Origin of the sequence: Alcaligenes sp., assembly GCF_050255915.1 — a bacterium.
In the GTDB taxonomy this organism is placed as follows: domain Bacteria; phylum Pseudomonadota; class Gammaproteobacteria; order Burkholderiales; family Burkholderiaceae_B; genus Alcaligenes; species Alcaligenes aquatilis.
In genome coordinates this window covers 56,071-79,035 of sequence record NZ_JBFWIQ010000016.1, presented here as the reverse complement: position 1 = coordinate 79,035, position 22,965 = coordinate 56,071, and the positions used below count along the sequence as shown (strand labels likewise).

The window sequence follows — 22,965 nt, the reverse complement described above, 5'->3', positions numbered from 1 at the left end:
ATAACGAAGCTACTGTTTACCCCTTACCTGATAGAGCGAATCCATGTCACTTCAGCAAATGTTGCAACAAATTCTGCAAAGCGGCCAAAGCGCCCTGAAACAAGGCCAAGGCCAGTTAAATACCTCCGGCCTGGGTAAAAAGATCAGTGAACAGGCGGGTGGTTTTGGCGGTGGGGCCGTTGTAGGCGGCGTTCTGGGCGTACTGCTAGGCAACAAGAAATTCCGCAAAATGGGGGGCTCCATGGCCGCCTATGGTGGAGCCGCTGCCCTGGGCGCCCTGGCCGTCAAGGTGTACCAGAACTGGCAAGAACAAAATGCGGGCCAACAAGCTGCCCCTTCTCCAGTGCAAGCCGTTCCTCCCGCCCCACTGCCTTTGGCCGCCAGCAGTCAAGCCGATACGCACGCCATGGTCATCCTGGCCGCTTTGGTCTCTGCTGCCAAGGCAGACGGCCACATCGGCGATGCCGAGCGCGAACTGATCGATGCAGAAATCGATAAAATGGCCGCCCCTGAACAGGCACGCCACTGGTTGTCCCAGGAGCTGCTCAAGCCGGTTGACCCGCAAGCCGTTGCCCAACTGGCTCAAACACCCGAAATGGCGGCCGAGATTTATTTGACCAGCGTACTTGCCATTGACGAGCAAAGTTATATGGAACGAGCCTATCTTGATGAGCTGGCACGTTTACTATCCTTGCCAGATTCTTTGCGCAAAAGCCTGGATAATCAAGTACAGGCTTTAACAACAAACTAACTCCAACTGGCAACTGTTCCGTTCAACGACGTCACCGGAGCGCGTTTGTTTTCCTCAAGGGCGCCACACAAGGCAAGCCAAAGAATCAACAAGGAAACCACCCATGAAAAGCACCTTCAAGTTAACGATTGCGTCACTCGCACTAATGGGTCTGGCCGCCTGTGCGGCTCCAAACAACTCATCCAGCCCCGCTAACTCCGAGCGCCATATGGACAAAGAAACCGCTTTGCAGGCTTATCACTGGCGTCTATTTGCCACTGCAGGCAAAGACGGCCAGCCAGCCCCCGCTATTGCTGGCGCAGGCGGTGAACAAGTCACCCTGAATTTCACCGACAAGATGATGTCGGTCGACAATCTGTGTAATGTTCTGGGCAGCGGCTACACCTTGAAGGACTCCAGCATTAGCTTTAGTTCGCCGGTCAGCACCATGAAAATGTGCGCGGACCCCGAACTGATGCGCAATGAGCAAGCCGTGGGCAAGCTGCTGCCTACGGCAACGACCTGGAGCATGAGCAAGGCCGACTCTGCGCCGAACAACCCGGCCCCTGTCCTGACTCTGAGCTTCAAGGACGGCACCCAATGGCGCCTGAAAGGGGAGCCTACTGCCACGACCCGTTATGGCAGTGAGCCTACCCGGGTGTTTCTGGAAGTAGCGGCGCAGCGCGAAGCCTGCTCGCATCCTCTCATGCCCAACTACCAGTGCCTGAAAGTACGTGAAATCCAGTACAACGACTCTGGTGTCAAAACCCACCTGGGCGAATGGATGTACTACTACGGTGACATCGAGGGCTACACCCACACACCAGGTGTTCGTAACGTGCTGCGTATCAACCGCTACGAACTGAAGAACGTCCCTGCTGATGCCTCTTCCAAGGCCGACGTGCTGGACATGGTGGTGGAATCTGAACAAATCAGCAAATAAGTCAGGCAGCTACCCTATCTGAGTGCTGTCTTCACGAATGGCCGAATCCAATCCCCCCAAGGCTGGTTTAAGCCATCTTGGGGGTCATTTATTTCAGGCGGGTTTTTTATTAGGCTTAGAAAAAACCCTATTTCAAATTGCCACAACAGGATAAGAAATCGCAGCCAGGAAGCCACAAATAGTTACGCACTGCTATGCATTGAACCTAGTCAACAAGCCTACTCATCCGTAATATGGGAATACCGGATAACATTTTCCACCTCCCTATTTATCCGGCTTCAAGCCTTGCAATATGCGAGGCTTTTTTTTGTACTGGCAATAAGGTATTCCTTATTTCAGCGGCCCATAAAATATAAAAAATGCCCCGGCACCAATCAGCGTGAAACCGACCAGGTGATTAAGCGTAAAACTCTCTTTTAGATATAGCACCGAGAACATCACAAACACCAGCAAGGTAATCACTTCCTGCATGGTCTTTAACTGGGCCGCACTGTAAACGGTATGCCCCAAACGATTAGCCGGCACTGCCAGGCAATATTCCACCAAGGCAATACCCCAACTGATCAGTACGACTTTCAGCAATGGGCTATTGGGATACTTCAGATGCCCATACCAGGCAATGGTCATGAACACATTGGAGACGACCAACATCAAGATAGGGAGGATCTTAGCCATTCTGGACACGAAGAAAAAAAGCGACCTGCGCCGCGACCCGGCCAGTGTAGCGTCACATTGGATTAGCGCCTATGGGGATAATCAGGCAGCAAAAAAACGGGGTATCAAGCAGCGCTTATCCGTCCACGGTTTTCAGAACACCGGCCACGATCTGCCCGCGACCACCAGACAACAGAAACTGGTGGTGGGCCGTTTGACGTAGCAGATGGCCTTGCTCCCGCACGTCCTGATCATCCACAGGATGTTTCAAGGCTTCCGCTTCCGTCGTCTGACCACTCTCCGACGGGCCCGTGTACTGGGCATGGGAAGGAAACGACAGCACGCTTGAGAACAAAGTCAGTCCAACGGCCAAGCACATTTTGACCTAAGTGGACCCAATAACTCGTATTGTTCATCGCTTGAAACCCAACCATAACAGCAGCTATCATCAGCGTCCTGATCACAATAGCGGTGTTGGGCTTGCCTGCTTACCAAGCGCGACACCGTGGCCAGCATTTAATTTTCGCGTCTGCCGCTACTACAAACCAACCTTCGCACGTCACAGCTAACACATCACCCGCCCCGGCCTGCCTGATTACGATGAGACTGAGGTGATAGACTCATTCCAGCCTCCTCTCCCCCACACTCCAACCTCCATCACGCCAGCACTGCTGCCCTACCCCCTTTTGAGAGCCTGGGCACACGCACCTGTGCCTGTCCGAGCGCTCTTTTGCCCTGCAGATCAAGGGCGATTCCATGTTGCCGGACTTCAAGGAAGGCGACCGAATTATTGTTGATTGCGAGCTCACGCCCCGCCCCGGTGATTATGTCGTCGCCAAAAATAGTGAAGAAGAAGCCACTTTCAAGAAATACCGCCTCCTGTGCATTGATGAAGGCGGGCAAGAAATCTTTGAGCTGGTGCCGCTGAACGAAGACTACCCGTCCATTCGCAGCGACCAGCATGCCATTGAAATTATCGGCACCATGGTGGAACACCGGAAATACTATCGCCGGTCATAAGCCACTGACTGCGCGGCCTACCCGGCGTGGCGCGGCCTAACGCTTTTTCATTTCCTGATCGACCTTCTCCATCCAGGCCAGGTCGCAAGGTACGGGCTCTACAGAAGCTTTCCCGTACAAACGAAAATGGACCACGTTGCACCACTCCTGCGAGCCATAATCGGGACCATGGCCTTGGCCATCTGAAACAGCCAATTGGCGATCCACCTGTTCCAACCATGCTTGGCTGCCAACTGCCTCGGTGGGTACCATCGTTTGACAAGCGGTTAATAATAAAGCGGGGAAAAGCATTACGATTCGCATGACATCATCCAAAATAAAATGGCTATTACAGCAGAGCACAAAAAGAAACGTATTTTCAACGCTCTTTTTATGGCAAAACCATTGGGGGCTCAAGCTCGTCCCTGGCACGTGAGACAAAAATGAAATGCTTGTTCCTGTGCCTGATCATGGCATTGCTACCTCTCGATACGCAGGCACGAAATACCCCCTGTTCAGGCAAAAAAGGCGGTATCTCCCATTGCGAGGGGGAGGTTTTTGTATGCCGTGATGGTTCTGCCAGCGGCAGCAAACGATCTTGCCCCGCGTACATCGGTACAACAGGACGAAGTCTGCCATCGGCTCCACAAACGCTGCAGTCAAACAGCGCTTGCACATGTGCCAGTGGCACCTATTGCACGGGCCCGCGTGGGGGCCGCTATTGCGAAACCAGCACAGGTAGCAAGCGCTATCAACGCAAATAAAAATGCCGGCTGAAGTGCTTGCTTAGCAATTGCCTTTTTTCGCCTGGCCGGGTGGACAGTGGCGCTGTCCATATCCGCCGTGCCCATCTGGATCCACAATGACAGAACCTCTGGGGGTATGAACAGCACAGGCAGAAAGAATGGATGTCAGGGTCAGGGCTAAAAACAGTGTTTTCATCATTATTCTCTGGATTTCAGACGCACCCATTGTCCTCCAAGGATAAACAACAAGGTGCTACCAATCGCGAGCAAATACGGTTGGCTTCCCAGACGCCCCCATCTCTTGCGTTGCGCACAGCTTCGCTAGGCATAAACACGGACTTTATGTAATAATTGCGGACTTGTTGCCCCTCTAGCTCATGCTTGGTTAGAGCAGCGGACTCATAATCCGTTGGTGCCGTGTTCGACTCACGGGGGGGGCACCATCCCATCCCCCTTGCCAGCGTCGGCCTACACAAATAATGATAATGCCGAACTTGCTTGTTCTCTGCCGTTTGGCGTCCAGCCAGCAGCAAGCTTAAAACCTGGGTTTGGTGCTATTTGAGCACGTCACCCAGGCTTGAAAAGCGGTTATTTATCAACAGGCAAAAGTGAGGAGTGGTGGCTGACGATGAGCCAGTCCTGGCCGTTCCACTGATACGTATAGGTATAACGCGCGCCTACGTCTTTACCGCTGCTGCCCATATGAAACGTGTACAGGCCCGAGTCCACGGCCATATTGCAGCCCAGGGTGATTTGTCTGTCCGTTACCCTACCTTGCGGTTTGGCGGCCAGAAAATGTTCAAAGTAGTCTACTTTTTCTGTCGTACTAACGCGGTTTACTCCAGACAGTGTGGGCAACAGAATCGAACGCTCTGCATAGTTCTTAGCAACAACGTCAGGCTTGCCAGTTTGTAGAGACTGGTTCCAACGTTCAAACAAAGCGGCAACGCCTGACTCATCTATCGGTGCACAGCTCTGTGTCATTTGGGCGCCCTGACCACGTTCGCCCTGGGTGTGAGCCGCGCACCCCGCCAGCACCAGTGTTCCCAACAACACCATGATTTTCTTACTCATTTCCTTGTCTCCCTCTCGTTTTGTGAAGCAAATAGTAACACTGGTGCCTAATCATTACATTAGCGTTTACCTCTGAATGGGACTTGTCTTCTGGGCGGCGGGCGGCAAGCTTTCCAGCACAAATATGATCTTGGGTTAAAACTCTTCAATCTCGCTTATCGTGCTTGCCTACGTCTGTTATCCGCGCGCAAGGGCAGCAGCAATAATTGTTAAATATTGTTTTATATACGGACCCTTCACTGTCGAATCATTAAAATCGCTTTTTTTTATAAGTAGAAGGGGAAATCCATGACTTTTCGTATGGGTGCGTTGGCTGCCATGTTGGCCGTCGCTGGCCTGACCGCAGGCTGTCAGACTATGGATGTGGGTGGCTTGGTGGGTGCTGGCAGCAAGGCTGTTCAGGCTTTCAGTTTGTCTGATCAGGAAGTGGTCGCTTTGTCTGATCAATCCTGCAAACAGATGGACGCTGAAAACAAAGTGGCCAGCGCCAACAGCAAGTACAACAAACGCCTGCAACGTGTCGTGAAACCATTGACGAAACAGTTGAACGGCCAAACACCAAACTTCAAGGTTTACCAGACTCAGGACGTCAACGCCTGGGCCATGGCTAACGGTTGTATCCGTGTTTACGCCGGTCTCATGGACAAGATGAACGATGACGAGTTGCGCGGCGTGATCGGTCACGAGATGGGTCATGTTGAACTGGGCCACAGCAAGAAAGCTATGCAAACCGCCTACGGTCTGTCCGCCGCTCGTGATGCGGCGGCCGCTACCGGTAACAGCGTGGTGACTCAGTTGAACTCCAGCCAATTGGGTAAGCTGTCCGAAGCATTCCTGAACGCTCAGTTCTCGCAATCGCAAGAGTCCGCTGCTGATGACTACTCCTTTGACCTGCTGACCGAACGCAAACTCAAGACGCAAGGCCTAGTCTCTGCCTTTGAAAAATTGGCAGCCCTGGACGGCGGCGAGAGCAGCGTGATGAGCTCGCACCCCGGCTCCAAAGAGCGCGCCCAACGTATGCAACAGCGTATCGACGCGGCTAAATAAGTCAGTTCGACGCAGCCAAGAGGATGCCTGTGACCCGTCCGCTGTTGCGGGCGGTTTTTTTTATGGTGCACACCTGGGCTAGAAACAAGACTTGGACAATCGCAACGTCGCCGCCACAAAGGCAAGCAGGAACTTTTCGGCGGTCAGGAATACCAATCACACAGCTTCAGTACTCGTACTAGCTCGAACACCCCAGGCATGAGAAGTCACCGCCCTGAAAAAGTTACTTTTCGTCGCGGGGGGCCATAAGCCAATACCGGCTTTCAGGTATGCTTGTGCCATTCTTTGGTCTTGGCAGTTACGCTCTTGAAAAAGTATTCCTCTTCAAAACCTTCCTGCCCCTGTGGCAATTCCAACTCCTACAAAGCCTGTTGCGGCCCGTGGCATCAAGGCCCCCAATACTTGCAAGCTCCCGATGCCGTCACGTTGATGCGTTCGCGCTACTGCGCGTTTGTACGCGACGATCTGGACTACCTTCTGGCCACTTGGCATAGCTCCACCCGCCCCCATTCACTGGAACCCAATCCGCAGGGCTTGCAATGGCTGGGCCTGGACGTGCGACGTCATGAGCGTGTTTCCGACACAGAGGCGATTGTAGAGTTTGTGGCGCGCAACCGTTTGCATGGCCGGGCCAATCGTCTGCATGAAATCAGCCGTTTTGTCCTTGAGCAAGGCCAGTGGTTTTACGTGGACGGGGATTTTTCATGAGCCAGCCCAGTAAGCCGGAACAAGTGCAACAGATTCATGGTTCCAGCCTACCCATGGCTTTGCTCCTGGAGGCTGACCCCAGCACAGGCCTGATTGAACGCTACAGGGACACGCCGCACGCCTGGTGCATCCGGGATCAGCAACACATTGTGGCCGCTGCTATTTTGCAGCGCAAAAATGCCCAGGACTGGGAACTGATGAACATGGCTGTTTTGCCCTCGCATCAAGGTCAGGGGCTGGGTTACAAGCTGCTGTCAGCCGTGATTGATTATGTGCGCCATCAAGGTGGGCAGACCTTGTTTGTCGGCACCGGCACAATAGGCTACCCGCTCTTTTTCTATCAACGCGCCGGTTTTCGGATTGTGGCGATCGAACCCGATTACTTCCTGCGCCATTACGACGAAGCGCTGTTTGAGGACGGTTTGCAGCACAAAGACCGCCTGATTCTGAGTTTCCCCCTGAACTAAAGGACAAGCCATGACTGTCCCTTCCTTCTGGTTGATATGCTAAGTACTTTAAGCAATTTTGCCGAACAAGCCACAACGCTGATCAGCGCGCACCCGCAATGGGTCACGCCTGCCGTATTTGCGCTGTGCCTGGTTGAGTCTCTGCCCTTTTTGGCGCTCATCATTCCAGGTACCGCTATCCTTTTATCTGTCGGTGCGCTGGTTGGCGCTGGCGAAATGGATTTGCTGCCCGTCTGGCTGGCCGTCACTCTGGGTGCAGGCATCGGCAATGCCATCTCCTTTTATCTGGGCCAGCGCTACGGTGGTAATCTGTTCCATTTTGAATGGGCGCGCAAGCGTTTACACCTGTATGCAAAAGCACAGGCGTTTTTTGCTCGCTGGGGATGGTTCAGTATCGTAGCCTGTCGTTTTGTGGGCCCGTTGCGCTCGACGGTTCCATTAATTGCGGGCACCTGCGCCATGTCACCCGTCAGCTTTCATATCTCCTCCTGGGCTTCAGCCGCTTTATGGGCCAGCGTCCTGCTGCTGCCTGGCTGGTTCAGTTTTCAACCTTGATTTCCCATGACTCCTGTAAGCCTGGCCTACCTGCATTTATTCGTCGCGATTATCTTCGAGATCATTGCCACCAGCTTGTTGCAGCGCTCTGAGCAGTTCACCCTTGTCGTACCTAGCGTATTGACTGTGCTGTTTTATGCAGGCGCGTTTTATTTTCTATCGCTTAGCCTGCGCGTCATGCCCGTTGGCGTGGCGTATGCCATCTGGAGTGGTGTAGGTATTGTGCTGATTTCGCTGATCGGCTGGGTGCTTTTCAAGCAGAAACTGGATTTGGCCGCTATGATCGGTATCGCCTTTATTGTGGTGGGCGTACTGATTGTGAATCTGTTCTCCAAAGCTGTCGACCACTGATCTTCATGAACTACCTATGATTGCCTTGATTCAACGGGTACGTCAGGCCCAAGTCGATATTGAAAACCAAACCGTTGCAAAGATTGGGGCTGGCATGGCCGTGCTGGTCTGTGCTGAACACGGTGATACCCGCGAGCAAGCCAGACGTTTGCTGGACAAGCTATTAGCCCTGCGCATTTTTTCCGATCAACAGGGCAAGATGAATCTGAACCTGTTGCAAGCGGGTGGCCAGCTTTTGCTGGTCAGCCAATTTACCTTGGCTGCAGACACGCGCAAGGGTAATCGCCCCGGTTTCAGCCGTGCGGCGCCTCCTGCCCTTAGCCAACCCTTGTTTGATGAACTGGTGTCCATGGCCCGCACCCGCCTTCCCGATACGCAGTGCGGCGTGTTTGGTGCCGATATGCAATTAAGTCTGACCAACGATGGTCCAGTCACTATTCCCCTGCATATCACGCCTGACACTGCCTCAAGCTGACGTTTGCCTTAAAGAAACTCCCTCCCTATAATTGCGCAGGGTGTTTTGCTGGCATGGTGCAGCAGGGCAGGTTAAACATATACGCAAGGTCGGGCCGCCTTGTGGAGATTTGCCGACCATGTCCCACCCCTCCTCCGGTACGCCCTTACCGCGTGCCCATGTCGTCACCCGCCAGCTTCAAGCGCAATTACAGCGGCTTTTGCATATCGAAGCCCTGGGCGGGGTTGTCTTATTGCTGGCCGCTACCGTGGCTTTGATCTGGGCCAACTCCTCATTTTCCGATAGCTATTCAGCCCTCTGGCACACACAAGTGACTTTGGAGCTAGGCCCATGGCGTTTCTCGCAAGATCTGCATTTTTGGGTCAACGACATTTTGATGACCCTGTTTTTCCTGGTTGTCGGGATGGAGATTCGTCGCGAGATCCATGACGGGGCCCTGTCTGATTGGCGCTCGGCCATGCTGCCTATCTGTGCCGCCCTGGCTGCCATTACCCTGCCCGCGCTGATCTATGCGGCCATGAACCCCGATCCAAAAGTGCTGATGGGTTGGGCCATTCCTACCGCCACCGACATTGCCTTTGCCGTCGGCGTACTGGCTTTGCTGGGCCGCTCACTGCCTCCCAGCCTGCGGGTATTCTTGCTGGCGCTGGCCATTATTGACGACCTGGTCGCCATCCTGATCATCGCCTTCTTTTACTCCGGCGGTCTGGACTACAGCGCTTTCCTGATTGCAGGAGTGGGGATTGTGGCGGTTCTGGGTCTGCAAAAAATGGGCATAGGCTCGGCGTGGGCCTATGTCGTTCCCGGCGCGATCTTGTGGTTTGGCCTGCTGAAAACAGGTGCTCACCCCACCCTGGCCGGTGTGGTCCTGGGCATGATGAGTCCCGTGCGCACGTTGCCACTGCCACGCAAGGCCCGTCACCTGAATCTGGAACTGGCAGCCGAGCTGGAAGGCCAGCACGACACCCAGGAAATCATGCACACCTTGCAGAAGATGCAGCTGGCCCAGCGTGAAATCCTGCCGCCGGTTCAGCGTATTCCTGCACTGTTGCATCCTTGGGTGGCGTTCATCATCATGCCGGTGTTTGCCTTGGCCAATGCCGGGGTCAGCCTCAATGGCCTGGACCTGAATGCTGCCGGCGCACAAAGCGCACTGTTTGGTGTGGCCATTGCCCTGATTGTGGGCAAGCCCTTGGGCGTCCTGCTGGGCACCTGGTTGCCCGTGCGCCTGGGTCTATGCACCCTGCCTGCCGGCATGGATTGGGCAGGCGTCACCCTGATTGGTTTGCTGGCCGGTATCGGCTTTACCATGTCCATCTTTGTGGCCAACCTGGCCTTTGCCGAGCCGGTTCTGCTGGATGCGGCCAAGCTGGGCGTTCTGTGCGGCTCGTTGGCGTCCGCGGTACTGGGCTTGGTATGGGGTCTGATGGTGCGTCGTCGCTATCAGCAGTCTGCCAGCCAGGCAGCGTATAGCCAGGCATAAGCAACCAGAAAAAAAACAGGCCCACATTGATGTGGGCCTGTTTTTTTTTGGGGGGGACTGATCAATTAATCAATGGTCAGCACACGCTCGTTCAGGATGCGGCGGCAATCCATTTCGTATTCCAGATCCTTGACCGGGGGACGCGCCAGGTGCCAGCCCAGGCCATGGCTGATCGCACCACGATTGGCCAGCTCGCTGGCCATGAAGGGGTGCAGATTGTGCACGGTGTAGGCATGGGTTGCGGTGGTATCAGCCCACTCGTGGCCCAGCACTTCCAGACGACGCTCCATTTCACCCAGAACCCACTGAGCTTTCTTCAGCAAGCCCTCAGGCGATACGTCCTGATAAGCCACAATGCTCTCTATATAGTCATCGGGCGTTTCGGGCACTTCGCAACTGCCCGCAATCACAAAGGTGGCTTCTTCAATATCGGTTTCCACCGTATAGCTGAAAGCGTAAAAGCTAGGCTCGGCAGGTGCACCGACCAAAGGCGACACATTGCTGCGCGCGACCGGATTGTGTTTGCCTTTGATCAGGCCCCACTCTTTCAGCGTTTCCAGGTACAGCTCATTAAATTTGTTGAAGTCGCTGTCGCTGACTGGCTCGGGGGAGCGCAGCTCGCAAGCGCACAAGGCCGTCAAAGGACGCTCTTCCGCTTCCAGCACGGCTTGAATCAGGTCAAAGCCTTCTTTCAGTGGCACGGGAGCCGAAAACACGACCCGGCAGATCTCGTAACCGGGCTGAGCGGCCACCCCGCCCGAAAAGCGGGTCACGCCGGTCGGAATGAAGCGGTAGTTGCCTTGGTCAAAATTAATCGCATTGCTCATGGTTGTTCCTGATCGTGTAGTGGGCCTGGGCCCGCCTGGGTCGAGTCGCCGCCAACGCGGCAAAGCGGGCACTATAGCACCCTCTGAGCCATCTCAAGTTCGATGCATGGGCGCAAACGCCACCTTAACCGCACAAATCATTTATCCGCACCTCATCGCAATCATTTTGACTTCCCGCGCAGACCTCCCTACGATGGCGATATTCTTCACCACGCTGATTGTCTGCTTGGGATAGCACTGAGCGGTTCTATGGGTAAATCATGGATCGATTCACAGACATACTTCACCCCTTCTATCAGCCCTTCCCCCAAAAAAATACTCGCCTGACGTTTCCCACGCCAGACCATTTTCTGTACTTGCGCGTCCACTGGAGTACTGCATGTCCCTGCCCCCCCCAACTGATTTACTAGGCCCTCAGACCCCTGTTGCCGACATTGCTCTGGCCCTGAACGAGCTGGAACGGCGCCCGGCCCTGCAAGCAGCCCAAGAGCTGGATAACCAGCGCTTACAAGCCTTGTTGGAGATACCGGAGCTGCGTTGGGCCAGTGCCATTGTGTTGGAGCTAAGCAGCCCCGAGCGCCTGCCGGTGCTGGAAACACTGGCCGAAGACCGTATGGCTGACTTGCTGCAGGATCTGGACCACGAGGACCAAGAGCAGATTCTGGGTCGCTTAACCCAGCCTACCCGCACCTCCATCATGCGGCTGATGCACTATCCGGCCGATACCGCCGGCGGCATCATGACCACCGAGTTTCTACAAGTGCCCATGAGCTGGAACGTCGCCCAGACCTTGCAGCATATCCGCGAGGTAGAAAGCACTCGCGAGACGGTCTACGCCATCTATGTCGTTAACGACAAACAGCAACTGCAATTTGTCGTGCCCTTGCGCAAACTGGTGTGCGCCGACCCGCAAGCCGCCTTGACTGAACTGTGGAGTGGCGACAGCCCTATCGCCGTGCAGGCGCTGACCGATAAAGAAGCCGTTGCCCAACTGATACGCCGTCACGACTTTCTGGCCATCCCGGTGGTGGACGAGACCCAGGCCATCATCGGCATTGTGACGGTGGACGACGTCATTGACGCCCTCATGGACGAGGCCGCGGAGGACATGAACCGCTTCGGGGGGGCCGAACATATTGGCAAACCTTATTTGCAGGCCGGCTTTAGCACCATGATCCGCAAGCGTGGAGGATGGCTGGCCATTCTGTTTTTGGGTGAAATGCTGACTGCCAGTGCCATGCAGTATTACGAGATACAGCTGGAAAAAGCCGTGGTCCTGGCCATGTTCATTCCCTTGATCATGAGCTCGGGCGGTAACTCTGGCTCGCAGGCCACGTCCCTGCTGATTCGCGGTCTGGCCCTGGGCGAAGTCCGGGTACAGGACTGGTGGCGTGTGCTACTACGCGAACTGCCGGTGGGCCTGGTACTGGGCACTATGCTGGGGGCGATTGGCTTTGTTCGTATTGAAGTCTGGCAGCACCTGGGTCTATACGACTACGGCGAACATTCCTTACTGATCGGTTTGACGATCTGGATGGCCTTGGTCGGGATTGTCACCTTCGGGTCCTGCATCGGCTCTATGCTGCCCTTCATTTTGCAACGCGTCGGTTTTGACCCGGCCAGTGCCTCGGCACCGTTGGTGGCCACGTTGGTGGACGTGCTCGGTTTGGTCATTTATTTCTCCGTCGCTGCACTGCTATTGACCGGAACATTGCTCTAGTTATGAATGTTTTTGTTCAATCCATACAAAAAATTGCACAGTGAGAGACAAACTCGGTAACCTATCCGAGTTTCAGCGTTACATTCCCTCTCAATTGCAGAGGGAGCCAAACTTATTTTGCGTAATTTGGCCCCGTGGGCCACTTCGAACATGAGCACCTATGCGGATACTCGACCAGTTCTTCATCAGTGCAGACCAAATGGCTCCCTTTTTAGTTGGCAGCTATAACAGTGGACTGGTCATCCTGTCCCTGCTGGTTGCCATCTTCTCTTCGGGCATGGCCTTGCAAACGGCCCATATTGCCCGCATGGCAGATTTAAGGCTGCATCGTCAGATCGCCATTTGCACGGGTGCCATTGCCTTGGGCGGCAGCATCTGGACCATGCACTTTATTGGCATGCTGGCCTTTGAACTCTGTACCAGCGTGCATTACGACCCGGCCATCACCATGCTGTCGGTTTTGCCCAGCGTAGGGGCATCCTGGGTAGCGCTGCAAATCCTCTCGCAAGCCCGAGTCCAGCGTTCGCATCTGATCATGGGCGGCATCTTGGTGGGTCTGGGCATTGGCACCATGCACTACAGCGGCATGGCTGCCATGCGTATGGCGCCGGCGTTGCGCTATGAACCTGTTACCTTCTTCTTGTCGATTGTGCTGGCGGTAGTACTGGCCACCGTGGCCTTGTGGATACGCTTTCGCCTGCATCGCACCCGTCTGACCTTGCTGCAGCGTGTGGTGATCAGCGGCATTGTGCTGGGCTTGGCCATCTCCGGCATGCACTACACCGGCATGGCCGCTGCCCGTTTCATTGGCCAGACCACGCCCCCCGATGACATGATCATCTTCAACAGCACCTTTGCGTCCATGGTGCTCTCCACGTTCACTATTACCGTGACCGTGCTGGTAACCGCGGCCAATGGTCTGCTGCGCTATCGCCAACTGTTTTTGAAGATGGAGGAAAGTGAATCGCACAACCGGGCCATTGTGGATACGGCGATTGACGGCATTATTACCATCAACAGCAACGGAACCATTCTGGATTTCAACCATTCGGCAGAGCGCCTGTTTGGATGGAAAGCCGGGGAGGTGCTCGGTCGCAATGTGAATATGCTGATGCCCGAGCCAGACCGCTCGCGCCATGACAGCTATCTGTCCAATTACTTGCGCAGTAATGACCCCAAAATCATTGGCGTCGGTCGGGATGTGACCGGACTGCGTAAAGATGGCAGCTTGATGCCGATGCGCTTGGCCGTCGGCAAGGTTCGCCAGCCCGGTGAGCCGCTGTTTGTCGGCTTTGTCACGGATATGAGCCGCTATAACGCGCTGACCGAATCCTTGCGTCAAAGCGCCGAAAAAGCCGAGCAGGCCGCTCAGGCCGCTCAGGCCAAGAGTGCCTTTCTGGCCAATATGAGCCATGAAATCCGCACCCCATTGAACGCGATTATTGGTTTTAGTGACTTGATGCTGAACGGTCAGCTCAATGCACAACAGAACAAGCACCTGAACATCATCAATCAGTCCGCCCGCTCTTTGCTGGCCTTGCTCAACGATATTCTGGACACGACCAAGCTGGAGCGTGGCTCGGTAGAGCTGGAGCAGGTCGACTTTTCCCTGCTTGACTTGTGCAAGCAGATTGAGGCCTCGCTGCGTTTGGCTGCGGATGCCAAGAACCTGGAATTCCGTCTGAATTATGCGCCCGAGCTGCGTCTCTTTTATAAAGGAGACCCCTTGCGTATTCAGCAGGTGCTGAACAACCTGATCGGCAATGCCATCAAGTTCACGCAAAGCGGCGCAGTACACGTCGATGTGACCCCTGAACCCGGGCGCAATGCCGTCTGCATCCGCGTCACCGATACGGGTATCGGCATGACCCCCGATCAGTTGCGTGATGTCTTTACCCCCTTTACGCAGGCCGATGTGTCCATCAGCCGCCGCTTTGGTGGTACGGGCCTGGGTGTGTCCATTGCCCGCCAGTTGGTCGACCTGATGGGCGGCACGCTGGAAGTCCAAAGTACCTTGGGCGTGGGCAGTGTATTCGAGGTCCGCATTCCACTGGAGCCCGGTCAAGAGCCCAGCATGAGCCCGGAGGATGATCACCTGCCCAAACTGCCTGCGCTGCGCATCCTCGTGGCCGATGACGTCAGCCTGAATCAGGAACTGTTGACTCTGGCCCTGGAGCAGCACGGACATTCTGTTGTGGCAGCCGATAATGGCCACAAGGTGTTGGAGCTGCTCTCCAAGGAAGACTTTGATGTGGCTTTGCTCGATGTGCATATGCCCGAGCTGGACGGCCTGGAAACCGCCCGCCGCTGGCGCGAACAGGAACGCCGCGAAGCACGCCTGCCCTTACCGTTGATTGCGCTGACCGCCAGCGTCATGGAGTGCGATCGCCGCGCCACCGAAGAAGCCGGGATGAACGGTTTTGCCACCAAACCGCTGAACCTGCCCGCTTTGTTGCAGGAAATTGCACGGGTCATGGGTTTAACCCCCGCCGTCCCCAAAGAGCATCACGCCGAACCACAACACAGCAGCCTGATCGATTGGGAAACGGGCGTGAGCCTGTGGGGCTCGCCCGTACGTCTGCGCCGCGCCCTGCTCAGTTTCCTATCAGACCTGCAGACCCGTTACCCGCTTGATGAAATCAAGCAAGCCTCACCGAACTGGGAAGTGGTGCTGAGCAGCTTGCACGGCATTCGCGGCACCTCGGGCAATCTGGGCCTGCCACAGGTTTGTGCACTTAGCGCCGAACTGGAAGAAAAAGTTCGTCATGGCCAGACGCGCCAGATGCGTGGCCGCATTGCGCAACTGCAGGAAATGTTCAGTCGCATCGCCCACGAATTAAGCCAGGATGGCGCCCCAGTGTCCTCTTCTGAGCCACAGCACGTCGTGGTTCCCCCCACCGATCTCGTCTTGAACCATCTTCATGCCCTGCATAACAGCGTCTTGCTCAATGAGCTTGATGAGCCTTCTTTACAAGTGATTTGCCAGTATCTGGAAAGCACAGGGCAAACCGATACCCTGAATAATCTCAATAAAACTATCGACGTATTCGACTTCGTTCAGGCCAGCATCATCTTGTCTGCGTTAATCAAAGACCTGGATGCCAGCTTGGCTGAAGATACGCCACGCCATGAATGAATTCACCGCGCCACGCCCTACCCTTTTGCTGGTCGATGACGAACCGGCCAACCTTCAGATTCTGCGCCATACCCTACAACAGGATTTCCGTCTGCTCTTTGCCAAAGATGGCTTCAAGGCGCTGGAGCTGGCCCAGCGGGACCTGCCCGACCTGATCCTGCTGGACATCATGATGCCGCAGCTCTCGGGCTATGAAGTCTGTCGAGCCTTAAAAGCGGACCTTAACACCCGCCACATCCCTATCATTTTTGTAACAGCACTCTCGCAACCGAACGACGAGCAAATGGGTCTGGGCATGGGGGCGGTAGACTACATCTCCAAACCCTTTAATCCGGCGATCCTGCAAGCGCGCATACGCAACCACCTGTCTTTGGTGCAAATACAAGAACTGCGCGACAGTCGCCTGCAGATTATCCGATGCCTGGGCACCGCTGCCGAATACAAAGACAACGAGGTTGGCCGTCACGTTATCCGCATGAGCCACTACACTCGCATTCTGGCTCACTGGCTGGGCTACTCCAGCGAAGCGGCCGACGAGTTGCTGCATGCAGCCCCCATGCACGATATTGGCAAAATCGGTATCCCGGACTACATCTTGCAAAAGCCAGGCAAGCTGTCCGCTGAAGAATGGGAAATCATGCGTACGCACACCTTGATTGGTGCACGCATTATTGGCCAACACTCCCACGGCCTGTTGAAACTGGCACGCACCATCGCGCTGTATCACCACGAGAAATGGGATGGCAGCGGCTACCCCTACGGCTTAAAGGGTGAAGACATCCCTCTGCCTGCCCGCATTGTGGCGGTGGCCGATGTATTTGATGCGCTCGCCAGTGAGCGGCCTTATAAAAAGGCCTGGAGTGTGGAGAGCTGCATTAACTATTTACGCGAGCAAGCAGGCCTGCACTTTGATCCGCAACTGGTTGCCCTGCTGGACAAATGCTTGCCCGAAATGCTGCATATCAAAGAAAAATGGGCGGATGACGCACACCCGCTGACAAAGACCTAGCCCCACCAAACAGTCCCGCCCCCATCTTCTGCAACCCGACTGTCAGACTGGCCCGCCCCCCGCATCCCGGCAGCCTTGTCTTACAATAAGGGCTTTCCCACCTACTGCCCGATCCTACATGGCCGCTTTGCGTATTCGCCAAGTCCGACTTCATAAAAAGCTGTCTCTGCGCAAGCTGGCCGAGCTTGCCCAAGTCTCCCCCGGCCTGATCAGCCAGGTGGAACGCGGGCTGACTCAACCCAGCCTGGACACCTTGCGCCAAATCGCGCGAGCACTGGATACCCCCTTGTTTTCCTTGCTGGATGACAATGTGGAGCAAGTGGCGGTGGTGCGCCAGAATCAGCGCATGAGCATTCAATCGGCCTCGGGCGTGCAGTACCAACGGGTGTCGCCAGGCTTTGGCAGCATCGAAATGCTGGCGGGCTTTCTGCCGCCGGGAGGAAGCTCAGTCGGGCAGCGCTGGAGCCACCCTGCCGAAGAGTGTGTGCTGGTCACCGAAGGCCAGCTACTGGTCGATGTCGGGGATGATCAACACTGTTTGCAAACGGGCGATAGCTGTTATTTCAACTCCAGCCTGCCTCATGCCTACCGCAACCCTTACGACAAGGATGTGCGTTTTATTGTGGCGATCACCCCACCCAGCTACTAAGTGCCAGAATTAGACGGCGCTGTGCAACTGGGCCTGAATCAGATCCAGCTCCGTCTCATGACAGCGCTGCAAGCGTAGCCAACGGTTTTCATCCATATCTGCACTACGCGTGGCCAGCATGATCAAAATGCAAGAATCCTGATCCAGCGGTTGCACCATGGCACTGATACGCGGCATACGTTGCGTGGCGCTGCCTACCCAATAGCGAATCAGCCCTTGTTCGATCAGAATCTCGACGCTGACGTGGGTTTGGCCACCGTCAAACAGGGACGTCCCCACGACCAGCCCCGGCTCCACGGTTCGTGTGTCAAAGCAGCCCAGGGACCAACGCCCCAAGGCATTCAGATCTGCCATAAAGTCCATGACCTGCGAAGCCGGACGTTCAATGCGGCGACTGGCCTGATGAGCCCACCTTAAACTATCCATTTCCCTTCCCCCTTACCAAGCCGTCTGCAAGGTGTCGCACAAGCGCAGCACATCCTGCTCGGTACAGACATTGCCAGGCGACAGACGCAAGACACCGTCGCGCTGGTCACAATACAGCTCCTGCTCGCGCAACAGATCAACCAGGGCCTGGGCACGCTGGGCACTACTGGCACGCAACATAATGCTGCCGCCGCGCTCATTCTCAGCTAATGGCGTCAGCACCGGCCAATTAGCCTTGGCAGCACGATCCAGCAAGACAGCCGTCAATGCCCGGTTTTGCTCCAGCAGGTTTTCCACGCCGCTTGCCAGCACAAAGCGCATACCGGGCAAGGATGCAATGCTGCCCAAAACAGCCGGGGTGCCATGGTCAAAACGACGCGCGCCCTGGGCATAACTGAATTGGTCCAGATTCCAGTTAAAGGGATTTTCCTGACTGAACCAGCCGCGAAACTCAGGCTCGCACTGCTCGATCAAATCCGCACGCACATGCAACAGACTGGCCCCCGACACACCGCAGGCCCACTTCAAGGAAGCAGACAAGGTAAAAGCCACACCTTCATGCACGGTAAACGGCACCAGACCGGCCGCTTGCGTCAAGTCCAGCGCCATCAGGCTGCCATGTTCCGTAGCACACTGCGCCATACGATCCACATCCACCCGATGCGAGGAGGTTGAGCTGACCCACGTCACCAAGGCCACCCCCACACTGTCGTCCCAGGCCTTGATGAAATCATCGTCCGTCACATAGGACAGACCGGCGCTCAAAGGCACGGTACGCAAGGTAAACCCCAAACGCAGAGCCAGCTTTTGCAGCAGGAAATGCAGGCTGGGAAAGCAATCGGCCGCCACCAGCACAGTACGTCCTTTCAGCACGTGCGCGGGCAAGGAGCCCAGAATGCTGTACAGGCCACCAGTGACGTTTTCACTAAGCGCAACATCCTTGGAGTCAGCGCCAATCAACGTGGCCCAGACATCCATGAAAGCCTGTTTTTGGCCCAAGGCGTAGCCCCACTGCGCATCATCCGGTGCCGACCAGACCTGACTGAACTGATCCAGCTCGGCACGCATGGCGGCTTCCTTGCCCTCGAACATGCCTATGGAGTGATAAAGAAAATATCCGGACATCATTCACTTCCTTGAAAATCAATCGGCCAACTGACGGCCAGAGGTTTCCTGCACCGTGCTCAAGGCCACAATGCCGATCAGCGCCACCACCATCACGTAAAAGGCAGGTGCCATGCTGGAACCGGTCAGACCCGTCAACCAGGATGCGACAAAAGGTGCCGTCGCCCCGCCCAGAATAGTGGCGATGTTAAAGCCCAAGGACACGCCGCTGTAGCGCACTCGAGTAGGAAACAATTCGGCATACAGGGGGTAACCCACGGCCTGGACCACAATGAACGGAAGAATGGACACGGCCACCGCAATGACGGCCAGCGGGAAGCTGCCCCAGGAAGCAACCCACATGGTCAGCGGCACCAGTATCAGATAGCCCAGCAAACCAATCGTCAGCAAGGGCTTGCGGCCGAAACGGTCAGACAGGCCGCCAGCAAAAGGCATGATGAAGGCCGAGCACAAGGTGACCAGCGAAATCAGCCAGAACACCGCCGTGCCGTCGTACTTCAGAGTGTGAATCAAGTGAGTGCTTAAATAGACCACGCCCACATAGCCTGCCGCATTCTGGGCAAAACCAATCGCAATAACCTGCAACAGAGGACGACGGTAATCACGCACAATCAAGGACAAAGGCGAGTGCTCGGGATGATGGCTCTTGAGCATTTCCTTAAAGCGTGGCGAATCCTCAATACGCGAACGAGCCCAGACGCACAGAATGATCAAGGGGATGGACAGCAGAAAAGGAATGCGCCAGCCCCAATCCAACATGGCCTGCTTGCCGACCAGCGCCGTCACCAAACCGGCAACGCCCGTTGCCAATGACAAGCCCAAGGTGGCCGCTGCCGGGTTGAATGCCCCAAAAAAACCGCGCTTGCCGGGGGGCGAGCATTCCGCCACATAGGTGGCCGCGCCGGTAATTTCGCCACCTGCAAAAAAACCCTGCAACAAACGGCACAGCAGCAACAAGGCCGGTGCAGCCAGCCCCAAGGTCGCGTAGGTCGGCAACATGCCCATTAAGGCACTGGCCACCCCGATCCCCACAATGGTGAACATCAAGGCAGCGGTGCGGCCATGCTTGTCACCGAACCAGCCAAAGAAAATCCCGCCCAAAGGGCGGGCTAGAAAGGCGCCGCCAAATACGGCCAGTGTGGACAGCAAGGCCGCGCTGTCATTACCAGTGTGGAAAAACAGGACGCTTAACGTTACCGCCAAGACGCCATACAGCTGGAAATCGTAGTATTCGATCATTGTGCCCAAACCAGCAGCACTGGCAGCACGCCAGGGCGATACGGCTGCCTCGCCCTGAGAGGACTGTTTCTTGCTCATGTCTCATCCATCCTGTTGCGCATCACGCGCTTTTCTGTTTAGTGTGGCTAAACAAATTATACGGATGAATATTTCAGCTTTCAATCACTGGGAAAACCCTAAAGGTCTTCGTCCTCGGCTTTGTCCTTGTCCATGGCTTCCTGCACCCAGCGTTGCGCCGGATGCAAGCTGATACCCTGCTGCCGCAGACGGCGCAAGATATCCAGCATCAGGTTGCTGCGCACCCGGCGATGCACCCGCATGCTATTGATGAAACAACGCGTACTGAACGCGACCCCATCACCAAAAATCCCGTCACACGTCAAGATAGGGGCAGGCTCATCCAGAATTTCCGGCTCGGCCAGCACCGCGTCGCGCAAAATCTGCATGACCAGATCGGCATCTACATCCAGCGGGAATAACAGGCGGGACTCAATCGCCCCCAAAGAGGTCGGCGTGTAAGTCAGGTTGCGTACCTGCCGGCCCATCATCTGGGCGTTGGGGACCATCACCATGGTGCGATCAAACCGCTCCACATAAGTCGCTCGCAAACGGATCTGGCGCACATTGCCTTCACTGCCCTCTACCTCCACCCAATCTCCCACTTTGACGGGGCGCTCCACCATCAGCATCAAACCGGAAGCAATGTTCTGCACAATACCCCGCAAGCCAAAACCCACCCCCACCGTCAAAGCCGTAAAAATCCAGGTAACGGACTCAATCGGCACACCCAGCATGGATAAGCAGATCACCAACAAAACGAAGTAAGCGACATAGCCCACCATGCCGACGATGGCATTTTGCAGGCCGGGTTCCAGAGTGGTGTTGGGCATGTAACTCTGACGTAACCAGGTACGCAGAAAGTGGATCAGTACCGCCCCCACCAGCATCACGCCCAAGGCAATCAGCCACAAGTCCAAACGCCACTGCACGGCCCCCAAGCGCAAGGCCTCACGCGAGACATCCAGGCCCGACTCCAGCATCTGTTTGGGTTCAGTCAGCCAATCCCCGCTGACCATCCAGATGGCCAGACCCAAAACAGTCATACGGGCGATAGCAAAAAACACAATAATGAACTGACTTTGCATGCGAATCGGCGCTGCATCCGGATCGTGGCTGCGATGACGCAAATACGCCAGCAAAGAGTCCGCCATGTCCTGCAACCACACCATCCCCACGTAGGCCAGCAAGCCCAGGAGCAAGGGCATGGTCATGAAATGCGACATCAAGTCATCCGACAGGCCTTGCCAGCCTGCGATGAACAAGCCCAACACCAGGGTGTACACAAGGACACCGCCTTTAAAGGCCAAACGCGCCCAACTGCGACCTGTTCTGCCTGCCCCCTGCCCCGAAGCGTCCGTACGGTTGAACAGCTCGTCACGCAAAACCCACAAACCATAGCCGTACAGGATCAGATACAGCAGGCTGCTCACACCGTCAGCCAGCGACTGAAATGCATCCGAGACACCTATCGATCCTCGGAAAAAACCACTTATGACGTCCGCGTAGACGACCAGAAAGAAAGCGGGCGCAAAGTAACGCAGTCGACGTTGAGTCTGCGTGGACACAGGGATCAAACGCCAGGAAGCCCGAGGCTGCAGCACTATACCCTTGATACAGGCTAGCGCCACGGCCGCCACCCATGCACCCACTTTCAAGTAAGCCAGGAGTTCCAACTGGGTTTGAACAAGATCTGGCCGCTGAAACACCCGTTCAATCAACTGATCCGCCACCACCCAGATGGCGATAAACCATAAGAAAAAATTGGCGATGGTCAGGCTGGAGCGACGCAAACGCCCAGTTGGCAGATAACGGCTTACCCAAACTGGCATGCCGCGAAACAATACCAGCATCAACAACACAACAGCGGCCGCCATCCACAATGAAGCACTGCTTTGCCGCCAACTGCTGTTGCTCCACGTTTCACGCCATTGCTGAGCAAAGTCGGACAGTTTCTGGCGGTCTGCAGGCCAGGCCTGGCCCAACTCGGGCAGGCTTTCCAGCAACATCAGGGAGGAATCGCGTTGCCAGCGCTTGGCGTGCTCGTAACGCTCGGTCGCCTCTCGCAATAGTTGGCGGGTCTGCTGCGCTTCCAGCTGTACCAGGCGCGCTACGCGCAAATCAGCGCGCAAGGCCGCATCAGCCCGTCGTAACTGCATTCGCTCGTTATGAAGCGTAACTTGATCCGCCTCATCCCCCGCGTCCTCGCCCAACTCTTGCAAACGGGCTCGCAACAGGCGGCTGCGGCGCTCCAAGGACTGCACCGTCCGGCCAGACAGCTCCAGCGCCTGCAACAGTTTCTGATCTTGCTCGTAAGCACGCTCCGGTTGTATCGAGATCTTGTTGTCGTCCAGACGGTACTGCATCAGGCGGATTTCGTCCTGAGTCCGCTGCAGATCGCGCATCATTTGACGCTCTTGCTCGACCTCGGACAAGGCTTGTGCCTGTGCGCTTGCCCAGGCCCCCATCAGGCTCAGGCACAAGAGCAAGACCTGTACACCTAGTCGTAGCAGCTTCATGGTTTCCGTCTCCCTGGACCCTGCCT

General features: G+C 55.8%; 23 protein-coding genes and 1 tRNA gene. 15 read left to right on the top strand and 9 right to left on the bottom strand.

Annotation, left to right across the window (positions count from 1 at the left end; translation table 11 throughout):
* Positions 1–43: 43 nt before the first annotated feature.
* On the top strand, positions 44–751 hold the full coding sequence (locus tag AB7E06_RS17250) for a tellurite resistance TerB family protein (RefSeq protein ID WP_121738671.1): 708 nt from the start codon (positions 44–46) through the stop codon (positions 749–751).
* A gap of 103 nt (positions 752–854) precedes the next feature.
* The gene (locus tag AB7E06_RS17245; protein WP_376912721.1) at positions 855–1,673 is read left to right on the top strand and encodes a DUF4377 domain-containing protein; all 819 of its coding nucleotides are present in this window, start codon (positions 855–857) and stop codon (positions 1,671–1,673) included.
* Positions 1,674–2,003: 330 nt separating this feature from the next.
* Here AB7E06_RS17245 and AB7E06_RS17240 read toward each other — a convergent pair whose 3' ends face one another.
* Entirely contained in the window at positions 2,004–2,348 is a 345-nt protein-coding gene (locus tag AB7E06_RS17240; RefSeq protein WP_376912720.1) for a DMT family protein, read from the bottom strand.
* 115 nt (positions 2,349–2,463) lie between these two features.
* A complete protein-coding gene (locus tag AB7E06_RS17235) occupies positions 2,464–2,682 on the bottom strand; it encodes a hypothetical protein (RefSeq protein ID WP_376912719.1) in 219 nt (72 codons plus the stop codon).
* 353 nt (positions 2,683–3,035) lie between these two features.
* On the opposite strand from AB7E06_RS17235, the gene AB7E06_RS17230 reads away from it, so the two are divergent.
* Complete coding sequence (locus AB7E06_RS17230) at positions 3,036–3,347, top strand: LexA family protein (protein ID WP_376913135.1); 312 nt, start codon at positions 3,036–3,038, stop codon at positions 3,345–3,347.
* Positions 3,348–3,383: 36 nt separating this feature from the next.
* Here the strand turns inward: AB7E06_RS17230 and AB7E06_RS17225 are convergent, their stop codons facing one another.
* A complete protein-coding gene (locus AB7E06_RS17225) occupies positions 3,384–3,743 on the bottom strand; it encodes a hypothetical protein (RefSeq protein ID WP_376912718.1) in 360 nt (119 codons plus the stop codon).
* A gap of 693 nt (positions 3,744–4,436) precedes the next feature.
* Here AB7E06_RS17225 and AB7E06_RS17220 point away from each other — a divergent pair.
* A tRNA-Ile gene (locus AB7E06_RS17220) sits at positions 4,437–4,515 on the top strand.
* A 145-nt stretch (positions 4,516–4,660) separates the two neighbouring features.
* Here the strand turns inward: AB7E06_RS17220 and AB7E06_RS17215 are convergent.
* A complete protein-coding gene (locus AB7E06_RS17215; RefSeq protein ID WP_376913747.1) occupies positions 4,661–5,146 on the bottom strand; it encodes a DUF4440 domain-containing protein in 486 nt (161 codons plus the stop codon).
* A gap of 288 nt (positions 5,147–5,434) precedes the next feature.
* Between AB7E06_RS17215 and AB7E06_RS17210 the strand changes: the two genes are divergently transcribed.
* The 7 genes from AB7E06_RS17210 (at position 5,435) to nhaA (ending at position 10,232) form a co-directional block, all read left to right on the top strand.
* The gene (locus AB7E06_RS17210; protein ID WP_376913748.1) at positions 5,435–6,193 is read left to right on the top strand and encodes a M48 family metallopeptidase; all 759 of its coding nucleotides are present in this window, start codon (positions 5,435–5,437) and stop codon (positions 6,191–6,193) included.
* Positions 6,194–6,595: 402 nt separating this feature from the next.
* The gene (locus tag AB7E06_RS17205; protein ID WP_376913749.1) at positions 6,596–6,901 is read left to right on the top strand and encodes a YchJ family protein; all 306 of its coding nucleotides are present in this window, start codon (positions 6,596–6,598) and stop codon (positions 6,899–6,901) included.
* Positions 6,898–7,368 (top strand): GNAT family N-acetyltransferase, encoded by a 471-nt coding sequence (locus AB7E06_RS17200; protein ID WP_427957853.1) that lies wholly within the window; start codon positions 6,898–6,900, stop codon positions 7,366–7,368. Before AB7E06_RS17205 ends, AB7E06_RS17200 begins: the two co-directional genes overlap by 4 nt.
* 36 nt (positions 7,369–7,404) lie before the next feature.
* Entirely contained in the window at positions 7,405–7,923 is a 519-nt protein-coding gene (locus tag AB7E06_RS17195; RefSeq protein WP_094196253.1) for a DedA family protein, read from the top strand.
* A 6-nt stretch (positions 7,924–7,929) separates the two neighbouring features.
* Positions 7,930–8,274: a DMT family transporter gene (locus AB7E06_RS17190; protein ID WP_376913751.1), complete on the top strand. Its 345-nt coding sequence runs from the start codon at positions 7,930–7,932 to the stop codon at positions 8,272–8,274.
* 16 nt (positions 8,275–8,290) lie between these two features.
* Positions 8,291–8,749 carry a D-aminoacyl-tRNA deacylase gene (dtd, locus tag AB7E06_RS17185; protein ID WP_094196251.1) on the top strand — a complete coding sequence of 153 codons (459 nt, stop codon included), beginning with the start codon at positions 8,291–8,293 and terminating at the stop codon, positions 8,747–8,749.
* A 118-nt stretch (positions 8,750–8,867) separates the two neighbouring features.
* Positions 8,868–10,232, top strand: coding sequence for a Na+/H+ antiporter NhaA (gene nhaA / locus AB7E06_RS17180; protein ID WP_376913752.1), 1,365 nt, complete (start codon positions 8,868–8,870; stop codon positions 10,230–10,232).
* Between the two features lie 65 nt (positions 10,233–10,297).
* Here nhaA and cnbZ read toward each other — a convergent pair whose 3' ends face one another.
* The gene (cnbZ, locus tag AB7E06_RS17175; protein ID WP_427957850.1) at positions 10,298–11,059 is read right to left on the bottom strand and encodes a 2-amino-5-chloromuconate deaminase CnbZ; all 762 of its coding nucleotides are present in this window, start codon (positions 11,057–11,059) and stop codon (positions 10,298–10,300) included.
* 379 nt (positions 11,060–11,438) lie between these two features.
* On the opposite strand from cnbZ, the gene mgtE reads away from it, so the two are divergent.
* The 4 genes from mgtE (at position 11,439) to AB7E06_RS17155 (ending at position 17,573) form a co-directional block, all read left to right on the top strand.
* A complete protein-coding gene (gene mgtE, locus AB7E06_RS17170) occupies positions 11,439–12,779 on the top strand; it encodes a magnesium transporter (protein ID WP_121738664.1) in 1,341 nt (446 codons plus the stop codon).
* A gap of 160 nt (positions 12,780–12,939) precedes the next feature.
* The gene (locus AB7E06_RS17165; RefSeq protein WP_427957848.1) at positions 12,940–15,915 is read left to right on the top strand and encodes an MHYT domain-containing protein; all 2,976 of its coding nucleotides are present in this window, start codon (positions 12,940–12,942) and stop codon (positions 15,913–15,915) included.
* Positions 15,908–16,924 carry an HD-GYP domain-containing protein gene (locus AB7E06_RS17160; RefSeq protein WP_121738662.1) on the top strand — a complete coding sequence of 339 codons (1,017 nt, stop codon included), beginning with the start codon at positions 15,908–15,910 and terminating at the stop codon, positions 16,922–16,924. Before AB7E06_RS17165 ends, AB7E06_RS17160 begins: the two co-directional genes overlap by 8 nt.
* 118 nt (positions 16,925–17,042) lie before the next feature.
* Positions 17,043–17,573, top strand: coding sequence for a helix-turn-helix domain-containing protein (locus tag AB7E06_RS17155; protein WP_094196245.1), 531 nt, complete (start codon positions 17,043–17,045; stop codon positions 17,571–17,573).
* Positions 17,574–17,582: 9 nt separating this feature from the next.
* On the opposite strand, the gene AB7E06_RS17150 is transcribed toward AB7E06_RS17155, so the two are convergent.
* From AB7E06_RS17150 to AB7E06_RS17135, 4 genes are all read right to left on the bottom strand, one after another.
* Positions 17,583–17,999: a hypothetical protein gene (locus AB7E06_RS17150; protein ID WP_094196244.1), complete on the bottom strand. Its 417-nt coding sequence runs from the start codon at positions 17,997–17,999 to the stop codon at positions 17,583–17,585.
* A gap of 12 nt (positions 18,000–18,011) precedes the next feature.
* On the bottom strand, positions 18,012–19,127 hold the full coding sequence (locus AB7E06_RS17145; protein ID WP_234354396.1) for an aminotransferase class V-fold PLP-dependent enzyme: 1,116 nt from the start codon (positions 19,125–19,127) through the stop codon (positions 18,012–18,014).
* A 15-nt stretch (positions 19,128–19,142) separates the two neighbouring features.
* Entirely contained in the window at positions 19,143–20,441 is a 1,299-nt protein-coding gene (locus tag AB7E06_RS17140; RefSeq protein ID WP_094196242.1) for an MFS transporter, read from the bottom strand.
* A gap of 98 nt (positions 20,442–20,539) precedes the next feature.
* On the bottom strand, positions 20,540–22,939 hold the full coding sequence (locus AB7E06_RS17135) for a mechanosensitive ion channel family protein (RefSeq protein ID WP_427957845.1): 2,400 nt from the start codon (positions 22,937–22,939) through the stop codon (positions 20,540–20,542).
* Positions 22,940–22,965: the final 26 nt, after the last annotated feature.

What these genes read in the sequence shown, in the direction of transcription:
- AB7E06_RS17250 (WP_121738671.1), top strand. Translation starts at nt 44, where the DNA reads ATGTCACTTCAGCAAATGTTGCAACAAATTCTGCAAAGCGGCCAAAGC.
- AB7E06_RS17245 (WP_376912721.1), top strand. Translation starts at nt 855, where the DNA reads ATGAAAAGCACCTTCAAGTTAACGATTGCGTCACTCGCACTAATGGGT.
- AB7E06_RS17240 (WP_376912720.1), bottom strand. Translation starts at nt 2,348, where the DNA reads ATGGCTAAGATCCTCCCTATCTTGATGTTGGTCGTCTCCAATGTGTTC.
- AB7E06_RS17215 (WP_376913747.1), bottom strand. Translation starts at nt 5,146, where the DNA reads ATGAGTAAGAAAATCATGGTGTTGTTGGGAACACTGGTGCTGGCGGGG.
- AB7E06_RS17210 (WP_376913748.1), top strand. Translation starts at nt 5,435, where the DNA reads ATGACTTTTCGTATGGGTGCGTTGGCTGCCATGTTGGCCGTCGCTGGC.
- AB7E06_RS17200 (WP_427957853.1), top strand. Translation starts at nt 6,898, where the DNA reads ATGAGCCAGCCCAGTAAGCCGGAACAAGTGCAACAGATTCATGGTTCC.
- AB7E06_RS17195 (WP_094196253.1), top strand. Translation starts at nt 7,405, where the DNA reads ATGCTAAGTACTTTAAGCAATTTTGCCGAACAAGCCACAACGCTGATC.
- AB7E06_RS17190 (WP_376913751.1), top strand. Translation starts at nt 7,930, where the DNA reads ATGACTCCTGTAAGCCTGGCCTACCTGCATTTATTCGTCGCGATTATC.
- dtd (WP_094196251.1), top strand. Translation starts at nt 8,291, where the DNA reads ATGATTGCCTTGATTCAACGGGTACGTCAGGCCCAAGTCGATATTGAA.
- nhaA (WP_376913752.1), top strand. Translation starts at nt 8,868, where the DNA reads ATGTCCCACCCCTCCTCCGGTACGCCCTTACCGCGTGCCCATGTCGTC.
- cnbZ (WP_427957850.1), bottom strand. Translation starts at nt 11,059, where the DNA reads ATGAGCAATGCGATTAATTTTGACCAAGGCAACTACCGCTTCATTCCG.
- mgtE (WP_121738664.1), top strand. Translation starts at nt 11,439, where the DNA reads ATGTCCCTGCCCCCCCCAACTGATTTACTAGGCCCTCAGACCCCTGTT.
- AB7E06_RS17165 (WP_427957848.1), top strand. Translation starts at nt 12,940, where the DNA reads ATGCGGATACTCGACCAGTTCTTCATCAGTGCAGACCAAATGGCTCCC.
- AB7E06_RS17160 (WP_121738662.1), top strand. Translation starts at nt 15,908, where the DNA reads ATGAATGAATTCACCGCGCCACGCCCTACCCTTTTGCTGGTCGATGAC.
- AB7E06_RS17155 (WP_094196245.1), top strand. Translation starts at nt 17,043, where the DNA reads ATGGCCGCTTTGCGTATTCGCCAAGTCCGACTTCATAAAAAGCTGTCT.
- AB7E06_RS17150 (WP_094196244.1), bottom strand. Translation starts at nt 17,999, where the DNA reads ATGGATAGTTTAAGGTGGGCTCATCAGGCCAGTCGCCGCATTGAACGT.
- AB7E06_RS17145 (WP_234354396.1), bottom strand. Translation starts at nt 19,127, where the DNA reads ATGATGTCCGGATATTTTCTTTATCACTCCATAGGCATGTTCGAGGGC.
- AB7E06_RS17140 (WP_094196242.1), bottom strand. Translation starts at nt 20,441, where the DNA reads ATGAGCAAGAAACAGTCCTCTCAGGGCGAGGCAGCCGTATCGCCCTGG.
- AB7E06_RS17135 (WP_427957845.1), bottom strand. Translation starts at nt 22,939, where the DNA reads ATGAAGCTGCTACGACTAGGTGTACAGGTCTTGCTCTTGTGCCTGAGC.